The organism is Streptomyces sp. SID12488 (assembly GCF_010548275.1).
Classification (GTDB): domain Bacteria; phylum Actinomycetota; class Actinomycetes; order Streptomycetales; family Streptomycetaceae; genus Streptomyces.
The window spans coordinates 1-11,914 of record NZ_JAAGLT010000064.1 but is presented as its reverse complement, the minus strand read 5'-3'; the positions used below and the strand labels follow the sequence as shown (position 1 = coordinate 11,914).

General features: G+C 66.3%; 14 protein-coding genes. 8 read left to right on the top strand and 6 right to left on the bottom strand.

What is annotated here, in order from left to right; translation table 11 throughout:
- Nucleotides 1-657: 657 nt before the first annotated feature.
- Together G3I56_RS42355 and G3I56_RS42350 are read right to left on the bottom strand one after the other, a co-directional pair.
- Complete coding sequence (locus tag G3I56_RS42355) at nucleotides 658-966, bottom strand: hypothetical protein (protein WP_343240228.1); 309 nt, start codon at nucleotides 964-966, stop codon at nucleotides 658-660.
- A 70-nt stretch (nucleotides 967-1,036) separates the two neighbouring features.
- Nucleotides 1,037-1,906 carry an IS5 family transposase gene (locus G3I56_RS42350; protein WP_164418824.1) on the bottom strand — a complete coding sequence of 290 codons (870 nt, stop codon included), beginning with the start codon at nucleotides 1,904-1,906 and terminating at the stop codon, nucleotides 1,037-1,039.
- A gap of 142 nt (nucleotides 1,907-2,048) precedes the next feature.
- Between G3I56_RS42350 and G3I56_RS42345 the strand changes: the two genes are divergently transcribed.
- The 3 genes from G3I56_RS42345 (at nucleotide 2,049) to G3I56_RS42335 (ending at nucleotide 3,421) form a co-directional block, all read left to right on the top strand.
- The gene (locus tag G3I56_RS42345; RefSeq protein WP_203691941.1) at nucleotides 2,049-2,372 is read left to right on the top strand and encodes a PadR family transcriptional regulator; all 324 of its coding nucleotides are present in this window, start codon (nucleotides 2,049-2,051) and stop codon (nucleotides 2,370-2,372) included.
- The gene (locus G3I56_RS42340; RefSeq protein ID WP_164418820.1) at nucleotides 2,369-2,887 is read left to right on the top strand and encodes a hypothetical protein; all 519 of its coding nucleotides are present in this window, start codon (nucleotides 2,369-2,371) and stop codon (nucleotides 2,885-2,887) included. The genes G3I56_RS42345 and G3I56_RS42340 overlap by 4 nt, the downstream gene beginning before the upstream one ends.
- A gap of 360 nt (nucleotides 2,888-3,247) precedes the next feature.
- Nucleotides 3,248-3,421 (top strand): hypothetical protein, encoded by a 174-nt coding sequence (locus G3I56_RS42335; protein ID WP_164418818.1) that lies wholly within the window; start codon nucleotides 3,248-3,250, stop codon nucleotides 3,419-3,421.
- Between the two features lie 90 nt (nucleotides 3,422-3,511).
- On the opposite strand, the gene G3I56_RS42330 is transcribed toward G3I56_RS42335, so the two are convergent.
- Together G3I56_RS42330 and G3I56_RS42325 are read right to left on the bottom strand one after the other, a co-directional pair.
- Nucleotides 3,512-3,853 (bottom strand): transposase, encoded by a 342-nt coding sequence (locus G3I56_RS42330; protein ID WP_239135461.1) that lies wholly within the window; start codon nucleotides 3,851-3,853, stop codon nucleotides 3,512-3,514.
- A gap of 152 nt (nucleotides 3,854-4,005) precedes the next feature.
- Nucleotides 4,006-4,527, bottom strand: coding sequence for a hypothetical protein (locus G3I56_RS42325; RefSeq protein ID WP_164418816.1), 522 nt, complete (start codon nucleotides 4,525-4,527; stop codon nucleotides 4,006-4,008).
- Between the two features lie 190 nt (nucleotides 4,528-4,717).
- Here G3I56_RS42325 and G3I56_RS42320 point away from each other — a divergent pair, with 190 nt between their 5' ends.
- The 4 genes from G3I56_RS42320 (at nucleotide 4,718) to G3I56_RS42305 (ending at nucleotide 7,835) form a co-directional block, all read left to right on the top strand.
- Complete coding sequence (locus G3I56_RS42320; RefSeq protein WP_164418814.1) at nucleotides 4,718-4,921, top strand: hypothetical protein; 204 nt, start codon at nucleotides 4,718-4,720, stop codon at nucleotides 4,919-4,921.
- Between the two features lie 24 nt (nucleotides 4,922-4,945).
- Nucleotides 4,946-5,479: a hypothetical protein gene (locus tag G3I56_RS42315; protein ID WP_164418812.1), complete on the top strand. Its 534-nt coding sequence runs from the start codon at nucleotides 4,946-4,948 to the stop codon at nucleotides 5,477-5,479.
- A 330-nt stretch (nucleotides 5,480-5,809) separates the two neighbouring features.
- The gene (locus G3I56_RS42310) at nucleotides 5,810-6,706 is read left to right on the top strand and encodes a DUF4238 domain-containing protein (RefSeq protein ID WP_164418810.1); all 897 of its coding nucleotides are present in this window, start codon (nucleotides 5,810-5,812) and stop codon (nucleotides 6,704-6,706) included.
- A 187-nt stretch (nucleotides 6,707-6,893) separates the two neighbouring features.
- A complete protein-coding gene (locus G3I56_RS42305; protein ID WP_164418808.1) occupies nucleotides 6,894-7,835 on the top strand; it encodes a hypothetical protein in 942 nt (313 codons plus the stop codon).
- A gap of 158 nt (nucleotides 7,836-7,993) precedes the next feature.
- Here the strand turns inward: G3I56_RS42305 and G3I56_RS42300 are convergent, their stop codons facing one another.
- Both G3I56_RS42300 and G3I56_RS42295 read right to left on the bottom strand, forming a co-directional pair.
- Nucleotides 7,994-10,651 (bottom strand): DEAD/DEAH box helicase, encoded by a 2,658-nt coding sequence (locus G3I56_RS42300; RefSeq protein WP_164418828.1) that lies wholly within the window; start codon nucleotides 10,649-10,651, stop codon nucleotides 7,994-7,996.
- Between the two features lie 12 nt (nucleotides 10,652-10,663).
- A complete protein-coding gene (locus G3I56_RS42295) occupies nucleotides 10,664-11,059 on the bottom strand; it encodes a hypothetical protein (protein ID WP_164418806.1) in 396 nt (131 codons plus the stop codon).
- A 247-nt stretch (nucleotides 11,060-11,306) separates the two neighbouring features.
- Here G3I56_RS42295 and G3I56_RS42290 point away from each other — a divergent pair, with 247 nt between their 5' ends.
- Nucleotides 11,307-11,738 (top strand): hypothetical protein, encoded by a 432-nt coding sequence (locus G3I56_RS42290; protein WP_164418804.1) that lies wholly within the window; start codon nucleotides 11,307-11,309, stop codon nucleotides 11,736-11,738.
- The last annotated feature ends 176 nt before the right edge of the window (nucleotides 11,739-11,914 follow it).

Genomic DNA, 11,914 nt, shown 5'->3' with positions numbered 1-11,914 from the left:
GGCATCGCGACTCGATACGACAAGACGCCCGAGAGCTACCTCGCCGGCCTCCACCTCCGCGCCTCGATGATCTGGATCAACGACCTACTGAAGGCAACTGATTGATCACGACGTCACACAGGCCCTAATAGTCGCCCACGCCCCCAGCGCACCGACCAGCAGGCCCGCTGAGATCGTGATGGCGAACTGCCACCAGGAGCCAGATTCCCACCAGTCGCCTGCAAGCTTCTCCATGAGCCCGGATTTAACCACCGCCGAGACGGCGCTCAAGCCGCTGTCCAGCCGAGTCCGAGGTTGGTGAGTGCGGAGAGTCTGTCGACGGTGAGCTTCGCGCGGCGTCCCTTCTGATCCAGGCTCAGAGCTTGACGGGGGTGCCCTTGGCCGTCGACCTCGACCACCTCTGCGTGGGTTCTGTGGACGGTCACCGAGCCCGTGCGGGCCTTATTGCTGCGCCAGGCTGGCCACGCCCCGCTCGAAGGTCCCCATGGGCGTAGTGGACGGCTTCCGGAGCTCCGGCGCCGGAGGCGTGATGTCGAGCCGCCCCAGGCGTCCGCGCTGCCCGTCCGTCAAGGCCTGCCAGACCTTGGGCTGCCGCCGCCAGGCCCGCCGCTTCCCGATGGCCGTCGCCGGGACTGTGAATCTGAGGAGGACTCCCGCCTAGGCCGTGTTTTGGAAGTGGCGGGCGGCCAGCCAGATGATGAGGTCGCTCGCGATTCTGCCGATGCTGTTCTCGGTGGTCACGTGGTGTTCGCGGTGGGTGGTGTCGCGGCGGACGATCTCGTAGCCGCCTTCGTCGAGGACGGCGACGGACGCGAACCATGCAGGGTCGTCCTGGTCGGGCTGGATGACGACGAAGGTGTTGTCCGTGTCGTTGAGTTCGCTGATCAGGTCGAACAGGGCGTCCTCGGAAGGGTCGTCGATGTGGTCGCCGTTTTCGCTGTCTGCGCAGTAGTACTGGGCGGCCACTGGACTTCTCCCCACGGTGCGCTGTCGGTTCGGACGTCAGCATGGCACGGTCGTAGGGGCCGTCGGCGGGTCACAGCCACTGCTGGATCGCCGCGATCTGGACCGTCGCCTCGAAGCGGACAGCAAGCTTGTCATACCGAGTGGCCACGGCCCGGTGCTGTTTGAGGCGGCTGATCCCGCACTCGACCGCGTGGCGGGCCTTGTAGTCCTGGCGGTCGAAGGCGGGCGGACGGCCTCCCGCGCTGCCGCGCCGCCGGCGGTTGCGGATCTGGTCGGCCGGCTCGGGGATCGTGCACCTGATCCCTCGTCGGCGCAGGTAGGCACGGTTGGCGCGTGAGGAGTACGCCTTGTCGCCCCGCACCCGCACAGGACGCACCCGGGGACGTCCGCCGGCGGTGCGGGGCACCCGGATCGCTTCGAGGACCGACTCGAACTGAGGACTGTCGCCTCGCTGGCCCGCCGTGACCAGCAGCGACAACGGCTTCTGCCCCTGCTCGCACGCCAGATGAATCTTCGTGGAGAACCCGCCGCGTGAGCGGCCCAGCCCGTGATCGTCCGGCTCGGTCCGCGTCCCGCCCGGCGGTTCCTTCTGCCCGGCACCGTCCCGGCGGGCACCGGCGGCATGCTGATGGGCCCGGCAGACCGTGGAGTCGACGTTCACCTCCCACACGATCAGCCCCGCAGCATCGGCCCTGACCTGCAACGCTGTCAGGATCCCGGCCCACACGCCCTCACGCTGCCACCGCCTGAACAGTCCGTACACGGTCTGCCAGTGCCCGTACTCGACCGGCAGATCCCGCCACGGCACACCGGTCCGCACCCGCCACCGCACCCCGTCGATCAACCGCCGACGGTTGCGCACCGGACGCCCCAGCCCCACAACCGGCAACAACGGCTCCAGCACCGACCACTGCTCGTCAGACAGATCCCCACGCCCCACACTTAGATCATCACGGCACGGAGCATGGTCAGGGACTCAGTTCCAAAACACGGCCTAGCCCTCGTCGTCGGCCACCAGCTCGCGCGGCGTGGGGTCTCTACATATGTTGCCTCATGTTGGCGACATATGTAGAGTCAGGGGTGTGGATGTGACGTTGACGCCCCAGACGGAGCGGGTGCTGCAGGCGTTCCGGGATGACCCGGCAGCCGCGCGGTACGGGTATGAGCTGATGAAAGCGGCGAAGCTCGCGAGTGGCACCCTGTATCCGATCCTGGCCCGGTTGAAAGATGCGGGGCTGGTGGATTCGGAGTGGGAGACGCCCGAGGAAGGGCAGCGGCCCCGCCGTTACTACAAGCTCACCGCCGAGGGCGCGCGTGTGGTGCATCTGAAGCTGGCCCAGCTCTCGTTCGACCGGTCGTCGGGCGGGATCGGCCGTGCCCGCCCGGCCCCCGGAGGTGCCTCGTGAGCGACGGAGAGAAGCCGGGGCTGGCTCTGCGCTGCGCGGAGGGTGTGATCCGCGCAGGGTGTCGGATGCTGCCGGAAGAGGAACGGGCTTACCGGGAGGCGGAGTGGTGCTGGGAGATCGAAGCGATTGCCGGTGATCCGGACATTCGTTGGCGGGCGGCGGAGGTCCTGAAATACGCGCTACACCTGCTGCCGCACGTACGGGCCACCCGCAGCGCTTCCGCTGCGATGGCGCAGCGTGCGGCCCTGCACCGCTCCTTCAAGCGAGGTCTTGTCTCTTTGGATCAGGTCCTCACCGACGCCTTTAAGCAGGGCCGCGTTGGCGGCCGCGTCCTCGGTATCGCCTCCGTCGCCCTTGGCGCCGTCGTCAGCCTGGTCGGCGCTGGCGTCGGTCGCGTCGGCGTCGCCGGAATCGTCATCGGCTTCCTGGGGACCTTCCTCGGTGGAGGCAGCACCGTTGCCATCTTGGAGGAGCTGCGGAAAGTGCTTCGGCGCGAAGGCGACATAGAACATTGATGGCTTTTTTGGGTGCTATGAGCGATTTAGTAAGAGCATCATCTTCCTGCATGCGGTGCTGGTTGGGATATCAGTTCGCCTTCTGGTCTACATATATAGAGAGGTGGGTGAAGGCGTACGTCTGGGGGACAAGCGGTCGATCCGTGGCAACGTCCCGCTGCGTAAGACGTTCGTGCAGGCACCGAGGGGCTCTGCGACCCGGCACGGGCTGCTCAGCGAATTTGTGACCGGTCAGGGCCTGCGGGCCATTGGACCGGTGCCGGAAACCCGGCCCCGACGGCATGAGATCTCCTCAGAAACTCTCGCACCGACTCCTGACGCCCCCTTGGGGTGTCCGAACTCCCCAAGGGGGAACTCTTCATGTCTACGTTTGTCCTGCTGGTCGGCTTGCTCCTCGTGTTGGTCGGCCTGATGCTGTTCGGCGGTCTCGTCTACCTCGTACACCGCCACCCGACCTGGGCTGTGCCGATCGGCGTCGGCCTGGCAGGACTGACGCTTATGGGCACCATGATCACCGTGATCACCTCCCGATGACCGGGCGTCGTGTGTGGTCGGGGACGGGGGAGCCCTGCTCGTCCTCCTGGCCGTGTACAGGCTGGGGCGTCAGTACCTCGGCCGTCAGCCTCACCCCGAACTGGGTTGAAGGTCCCCAGACACCCCCGCACGCAGGAACTGATCCAGGCCGTCGGCAGCTGGTGAACCGCTCGCCTTGTCCAGCTCCAGGCCCAGGGCGTACTTGAAATCGAGGCGGCAGCGCACGGCCTCGGTGGCCTGCCGGTCGGACAGGTTGTGCAGGAACTGCAGCACGCAGACGGTGGCCGGCTGCGCGGGCGAAAGTCCGGGGCGACCGTCACGGGGGTGCCAGGCGGCGAAGTCCTCGTCGCACCACAGCCCGTCGAGTCGGTCGCGCACCCACATCGCCGTAGTGCCCTGCGGGTTGCTCGCCCGCGCCACCCGCGCGGTCAACGGAGGAACCTCCACTGCGGAACGGGGACGTACAGACATCGAGCACCTCAACGAGAGCAGCGGGCAGAAGACCGCTCTGAGCGTGCCCGGTGGTCAAGCCACCCCGCCGGGAAACTCCAAGATCCCCGACAGAGTCGCTCACTGCTCCGGGGTCAGGTCGCGACGTCGGTATCGATCAAGCTTGTGTCCCAGTTCTGTGGCGCTGCGGCGGCAATGCGCTCGACCAGCCTTCCGCAGAAGACCGGCACGCTGACCAGTGCACGGCCGGTCGTGGACGTGTCGATGGCGTGGGCTGTCACGTCCGAGGTCAGCAGTACGGTCCGGCCGTTGACTGTGCTGGGCTTCGGCAGGCCATAGCCGTGCAGGAGGGAGCAGCGCAGCCTGTAGATGATCTGCGCGTCTTCCTGCGTGATGCCATGCGTTGTGAGCAGCAGCTCCCAACGGGCACGGACGCCGTTGGAATCACCCGACAGCGTGTCCAGAATGACCATTCCTAGACTCAGGCCTATCCACGATTCGTTGCCCTCGCCGTCACCGGTTACGAGATCACGGCCGTTCGCCTGCCGCATGTCCCGCAGGGCGAGAACCAGGCTCGGGTACAAGTTGGACGCCCGCAGCTCGCACCGGAGCATGGACGGCGCGGGATCGCTTCTCCGGTCAAGCTGTGCTGTCATGCTGGCAAGGTAGTCCGATCAGGGAGTAGGGCGGGAGCCCAGGCGACGCGTCTCGATCTTCAGGGCCTGTGTCGGGTCCTGTACCCGGCGGGCTCGGTTCCGGAAATGCGTGGTGACGGCCCGGTGATCCCGTTTAGCGTGATCTGGCTGGCGATCGTCAGCAGCATGTGGTGAACACACTGGAGTACCGATGGCTCTGCCCGCACGGCTCACTGCCGCCCTGGGACGACACCCCGACGACCTCACCGAGGACGGCCTGCAGCGTGCGGTGGAGAACCACATCCCCGAGAGTGCCGATCATTTCTGCCCGGGCACCGACGCGGGCAAGAAGGAGCTCGCCAAGGACGTGTCCGCCATGGCCGACACCGCCGAAGGACCAGAGGGAACACGGTAGGACTTTTGCGGTACACCGGTAGCCATGAAACTGACCGACCTCCGTCCGCTGTTTGCTCGCCGCGTCGAGTGCGGACTCGCCTTCACGTTCGGTGAATTCCGTGCGGACCCTGCTCTGGCGGCGCTGGACTGGCCGGACTACGTCATCGAGCAGTTCCTCTACGAGCACGGTGGCAGCCACCAGCCCTTTGAGGAGGACTACGGGAGCATCGATCTTGAGCGCATCGTGTGGCAGATAGAGATGATCCGGCGTGAGGACTTCTGCGATATGCCCACCGGAGCATCAGAAGCCGGTCTCATCGAGCACATCGCCGAGCGGCCAGCCCACTACGTCGGCATTCGTCCCGAACGAGTCGGCTATCACTGGGAAGAGCGCGGCACGTGGATGCTTCCGCCACTCCTGATCGACCGGTGTCTCATGGCCCTGACGGACGGCGGGCTTCAGGTACTGGAGGGGCGGACACGCGTCGGTGTTCTGCGCGGCCGCCTACGCGAGGGCATGAGGGTCGCGCCGTGCCACCAAGCCTGGGTCGGACGCCCCCGGGACGTCTGTGCCTAACACCAGTTTCCATGACCGCGACGAACGCGCCTTCGCGCCCTGTAGCCGTTGGTTCTCTTGAGGCCGTAAATGCTGGGTGGCCGCCAGGTAAGGGTTGAGAGAATCGTGGATACCCCGCACCGGACGATGCCTCCCCGGCAGCGCAGTAGTGGCGGGCACCGCGTAGGGAGCAACATGGAGTGGAGGCTCGTCAGTAGCGTGCCCAACCCGTGGGGGCAGATCCCGGTATCTGACGGTGGTCAGGATCTGAACCCCCGTGTACAGGAGTACATGGCGAAGGTGGCGGCGGCTGCGGTAAGGCGTGACTGTGCCTCCCGCAGGCACCATTACGTGCCCAAGGCCTACTTGAGGGCCTGGAGCCCTGACGGCAAGCGCGTTCGGGTCCTGGACACGGTCAACGGCCTCGACCGTCTCTTGGGCCTTCGCGATACCTGCGTCAGGGAGAACTTCTACCGCGTGACGGACCCTCAGCACGGGCCGCACAATCAGGCCGAGGCGATGCTCTCCGTGATCGACGATGAGACCGCACGTCTCCTTCGTCTGCTGCGCGCCTGGGAGCCAGGCGACGATATGGAGTTCGACGACTTCATGTCCCTCGCCGTGGTCCTCGCCTTTCAGCGCAACCGCACCCCTCAACGCAAACGCCTGCTCGAGGCCCAGGATGCCTGGATGCGTATACGCGGGGGACAGGAGGTTCCGGAACTGACCTCGACGGAATTTGTGAAGAAGGTCTTCCGTAGTGCCTACCGGGCAGCCGACGAACACTCCACCCGGCAACTCGAACTGTGGGACGACCCTCAAGCACGGCTGATCACCAGCGATCAGCCCGTCCTTATGTCGATCGGCTCCACCAGCCGCACTCCGTCCACGCTCACGAGCCGATACCTGTGGTGGCCTCTCAGCCCCTCTCGCATGCTCGTGCTCAGCCAAGGCCTCTGCGGACGCAAGGTCGTGCACCGCACGCTTGGCCGCAGAGATGTCGACCGCTTGCGTGCGGCGGTCATCAAGAACGCGGAGGCGGCGGTGATCGCTCTGCCCAACGACACTGACCTTCCTGCCGGCCGAAGGCTCGCCCGCCGCCCGCAGCTCTCACTCGCCTGCGAGCCCGTCGATCCGCAAGCGCGCAAGTGCCGCATTGAGCTCGGCTGTGGATACGGCACACAAACTCTGGATCGGGTGTGCCAACCCCTGTGCGCCATGGTCGGCGGGAGATGCACGGCAAAGTAGCCGTCGACGTGCCCCCACTGGGACTTCACGGTGTTCCAGCCGCGGGCCGAAGGCATGGCCATCGCTCGACCAAGATGTCGCGTGCATTCAGATGGACGTGAGCGTCAGTACCTGCACCATACCCGGGCGCGATCCTGCGACGGAAAATGCCATTCCTACATCGGTGCCTTCTGGCAGGCTGTGTCGGGTGACAGGCGAGAGCGATGTAAGCCAGAACGACAAGGCCTGGGCGATGGAAATGCTCGGCCGAATCAACCGAGGCGCACAGGAGGCGCATGAGCGTCGTGACGCGCTCGCGGCAGCGGTTGACGAAATAGCTAAGGGTTTCACGCAGTTGGGCCTCAAGCCTTGGACGTTGAAACAAACGAGCCCAGCGCGCGAGGACATGATGGCCCCCGACGTCTTGCTCGGTGGTCGCGCCGAACCAGTCGCGAAGATTCTCAGGTATGAAGCGGCGGTCAACATCCTTAGCGCCGCCGATCAGCTTCGGGGTTTCGCCGTCTTGCTTCGCGCGGAGGCATCGTTGATGGGCGCGGTTTCGGTCGCGCGCGGCATCTTCGAGGCGTGCCTATGGGCCACAGCGGTGATCGACCCGACCATCACTACTGACGGGCGTTTGCAGCGCGCCCTGACGCGTCGCCTCGCACGACTCTCGGCAGGTATTCGTCTCAGGGACATGCTCGGCGATGGCGTCACTGACGCCGACCAGGTCATCGACAACGACGGCCAGGCCGACGACGAGCATGGGAGCAACCGCGATCCTGCGACGGACATCGCCGACATCGAGAGCTACGCAAAGGGCCGGGGCTGGCCTGTGAAGAAGCGCCCTCGTGCCACCGAGATCACGCCGCTTTCGATCGACTGGCTCAGCGAGAACCTTGAGCGCCGAATCGGCATTGAGGGGTATGCCTGGACGAGCGGGTCGTCGATGGCGCACGGCGAGCATGCAGCCGACACGGCGTCGTGGGTTGAGCTGTCCCAAGATCTTGGCATGGCTCCGGCGTGGTTGATCCGATTGTGGTCGACCGGTGCTTGGGCGGGGCCGCGTCTCTTCCTCACAACCCTCGCCGGCTACACAGGGACGTTGAGCCTACAGCGCGAATATCAACGATTCGAGAAGCTGTTCTAGAACGAGGAAGGCAAGAGTAGCCACCCTCAGGTACCGCTCCCGCTTCAGCCCGGCCACCCGTGCTCAGATCGCGTTCTCCCGCCAAATTGCTGCGAAATTGGCCAGTCAAGGCGTCCCTCAGGACATGCCACGCTTCAGCAACCCGGCAGACGCTGCTGCTAGGCCCATTCGACTCCGAGTTCGGCGAGTGCGGTGCGCTGGTCGTGGGTGAGTTTGTCCCTGCGCTGCTTGGTGTTGCTTATAAACACACCCAGCCGGACCGCGACCTGTGCCGCCTCGCCCTCCACCGCGATCTCCTCTGAATGGCTTCTGGGGACGCGGTGGTGACCCTCGCGGGTGATGTACTGCGCGAGGGCCTGGACACCCCGCTGGAACGCCGTCGATGCCTTTGGCTCGGTGCCCTTCCCACCGTCTGTGGTGGCTGGTGCGGGTTGTTCGGCGGGTTTCACTCCCAGGCTTGCGAGTCTGCGCTGCTGTTCCTCGGTGAGCTGGAACCAGTCGTGGGTCTGTCGCTGGAGCCATCGTCCGAGGTCGTCGCCTTCGAAGAGTACGCCCGGTGCGATGTCGGGGAGGATGCTGTCGGGTTCGTCGGCGGTGAGGTCGGCGAGGACGCGGTGGTGGCGTTGCCAGTCGAGGGGCCAGGGGCAGTTCCAGTCGGGGTCGATCGCGGTCAGTTGCGCGGCCCGGACCGTGGCGCGTGCGGGGTTTTTGCCGAGGCCGTGGGTGCGGCGGAGGTTGGCCATGTGTTCCCCGACGGGGGCGAGTTCGCTGTCGGCGTTGCCCCATGCGGCGTCGCGTCGGGGGGCGAGGTGGCCGTGAGCGCGGTGGTAGGAGCGCAGGACGGCGAGTTTGGTCTCCCAAGCTTCCTCGCCGGGTTCCCACACCATCCCGGCCTCGTCGAGGAGTTCTTGGCGGTGGTCGTCGAGTTCACCAGCACGGTAGGTGCGCCGCTGCTGGTGGACCCAGCGCCCCAGCGGAAACGCCTTCGTGACGCCCACCGTCGTCGCGGTGTCGTACGGGACGGCGTACAGGCCGGTGATCTCGTTCTCGGCCCGCCAGCGGATGAGGGCCTGGTAGCCCTCGAGCCACACCAGGGACTCCGGCCGGTAGACGCGGGTGCGCAGGAAGGCCGCGATGGTCGCTGCGTCCCGGGGTGTGGAGAAGTGGAGCAGGGCCGACTCGGCAGCGGCGTCGGTGTCGTCCTGCTCCTGGTCCTTGCCGTCGCCCTCGCTGCCGGCTGCGACGATCCGCCCGTCCTCATCGCGTCGGACGTGCACCTTGCGCTTCCCGCTGCTGAGGGCGCGGGAGGCGAGTTGCTCGACCAGGCGCTCATCGTGCGAGCGCAGGCCCTGAAGGACGGCTACAAGGGGGCGGAAGCTGGCGCTGGCGACCATGTCGGTGGGGTCCTCGCCGGGCTCCAGGAAGACCGGCACGATGATCCTGGCGACCTTGGTGGTGCCGTCGCGGTTGAGCCGGAGGGCGCGGCCGATGTTCTGGACGATCTCGACCTGGGAGCCGCGGGTGTCGGCGAAGCAGACGGCTTCCACGCCCCGTTCGCCGGTGATGTCGACGCCTTCTCCGAGGACGCGAACGCTGGCGAGGAACGCGCGGTGGACCCGGCGGCTGGCCACGTCGATGCCGTTGGCGAACTGCCGCAGGACCTCGCGCCGCTCGGCGACGAGGTGGTCGCCGCACAGCCATGCCGACCACACTCGGTCCGGCGGGACGTGCCGGCCGGCTTCCAGCTCGTAGAACTGCGCGTCGATCGACGATGCGGGAAGCCGGTCCGCGGCCGTGAGGTCGTTGTCGGAGGCGCCGTTCATGTACAGCTCCGCTGCCGTCTGCGGCATCTTCTCCGCGAACGCCGCTGCCTCCTCGACCTTCTGATGGAACGTCATCACCGTGCGCAGGTTGTGCGCGGCGGCGTGTTCCAGGAGCGCGGTCTGCAGCAGGGCGAGGCGTCGGCCCCGTTGCGCCTCCTCGGATTCCCCGAGGAGGGGGGAGGGGTCGTGGATTTCCAGGACGTCGATCTCGAATCCGGCGAGGATTCCCCGCTCGATGCTCTCCGAGAGCCCAAGCTCGAAAATCCATTCGCCGTAAGGCCCTTCGGGATCGCTGTGCATCGAGGCGATCTCCAGCTCCTGGCCGTCTTTCCCGCGCTGCGGCCGGGGGGAAGCCAGGATGCGAGGGGTGGCGGTGAGGTAGAGCCGGAAGCCGACCGGGATCCGCTGGTTGTCATGGATCGCCGACCACGGACGCCCAAGATCGCCTGTAGTGGAGTGGGCTTCGTCCACCACCGCGAAGTCAAACGGGGCCATCGACTGGCCGTACAGCCGCTCCCCGCCCGCCAGAGCGGCCTCCAACGGCCCGCGAACGCGACCTTGGCCCGTGACATCCTCCGGGTCCTCGCGGTCCACGAGCGAGGCGTACGTAGCGAACACCACCACCGGTCCATGACCGGCCCACAGCGCCAACTGGATGGGGTTGGTGGTGGTGTGGACCCCGAGCTGCTCCAGGACATCGTCCTTCTCCAGCGAACACACCGCGACCATCGCCCCCTTGTGCCCCGCCCGGCGCCACGCCTGGACGGTCTGCACCAACAGATCCAGGGTGGGCACCATCACCAGGATCCGGCCGCCCCGGAAGCACTCCAGCGCGGCCACGGCGGCCGTGTAGGTCTTTCCCGACCCAGTGGCCGACACGAGGGTGGCGCGGGCACCCTGCTCCGGAACAAAAGATCTTGCAGGGAATCCCACCCATTTCCGGATACGCACATTTGCATCAACCTGGTGTTCCCGAAGGGTGATCCCCTGCATCATCAGAATCCTTCACCAGTCGGTACGGCGTACATCAAAGTTCTCCGAGTGCAGATCCTGCCCCAGGTTCGCCCGGTACCTCTCCTGGAAGAAGCCGAGCCTCTCCCTCTCTTCCGGGAAGGCCGTCAGCAACTCGAAAGCGTACGAGGCGGCATCGATCATGCGCCCCGAGCCGATCTCCTCATACAGCGACCACTTGCACCCCCGAACGATCTCCTGACACGCCTCCGCCACATCATCCTGCTCCCCGAAACACAAGGCACTCAGGACCTGGATCAGGCTGCGCCGCCACATCAGCGGTACCAGCGGGTCAGCCAGAGCGGCCGTCACCATGGAGGCGGTGGCCACGGCCGGCATCATCAGGTTGGACTGGATGTACACATGATTGTCCGCCCAGTCCTCGCCCACTCGCTCAGGAGGCGCCCCGCCCAACGCGGCAAGGAAATCCCTGGGGACATGGTCGGCACTCCTCTCGCAGCCGCACGTCATACCGTCCCAGTCATGACGGGAAATCTCCGCCAAAACCACCTGCCCAACCAAAGCGCCCCCGCCAATCAACGATCACCCAACAGGTGTGCCGCATTTTTCACAACTCTACATGCTGCATCAAGGAGTGCCCGGCACTCTCAGACCAGCAGGCGGATAGGCTCTGCCCATGACTGCCGAGTGGTACATCCTCCTCGAAGAGGACACCCGTGAAACCAGGCGCGCCGAGGGCGTCGAACTGAGACTGCACCGCTGGACGCTGGTAGCCACCCAGCACATCGACGGGGATGAGGCACAGGCTGCCGCGGCAGCCGAGAAACTCGCCCTCCGTCATGCGCCGGCAGTCCTGGCCCGGCACGCCCGCCCAGGGGACACCCCGGCCCGGCACGCTTTCCTCACCCAGGACGGGGGATGGGTGGTACTCGTGAAACAGCGGCACCGTGAGTGCCATATACGGGTGACCACCGCCAGGCTCATACACACGCAGGAAGAGAAGGAAGCCCCACCGAAAAGCTTCAAGGAAAAACTCCGCAGTGCCCTGGAGGATCCCCAACCCCCCGAGCCGGCCAGTAGGCCATGGAAGCCGGGTGGCGAAACCTGAGACGCCCCCACCACTGCAGCCAGCCGGGCCCGCGCTAGCGGGCCCAACGGTCCTGGAGGCGCAGCCGGAAGGGCCGCCAGGTGGGGGAGCGCAGCGGACCCACCCGACCGGACCGGAGCGCAGCGAAGGCCGGTCGCGGGACAAAATCCCGCCGCTCCGAGAGCGCAGCGAACGGA

Bases quoted from the DNA above. Each gene is read 5' to 3' on its own strand.
- G3I56_RS42315 (WP_164418812.1), top strand. From the start codon at position 4,946: ATGAAACTGACCGACCTCCGTCCGCTGTTTGCTCGCCGCGTCGAGTGC.
- G3I56_RS42290 (WP_164418804.1), top strand. From the start codon at position 11,307: ATGACTGCCGAGTGGTACATCCTCCTCGAAGAGGACACCCGTGAAACC.
- G3I56_RS42325 (WP_164418816.1), bottom strand. From the start codon at position 4,527: ATGACAGCACAGCTTGACCGGAGAAGCGATCCCGCGCCGTCCATGCTC.
- G3I56_RS42335 (WP_164418818.1), top strand. From the start codon at position 3,248: ATGTCTACGTTTGTCCTGCTGGTCGGCTTGCTCCTCGTGTTGGTCGGC.
- G3I56_RS42300 (WP_164418828.1), bottom strand. From the start codon at position 10,651: ATGCAGGGGATCACCCTTCGGGAACACCAGGTTGATGCAAATGTGCGT.
- G3I56_RS42320 (WP_164418814.1), top strand. From the start codon at position 4,718: ATGGCTCTGCCCGCACGGCTCACTGCCGCCCTGGGACGACACCCCGAC.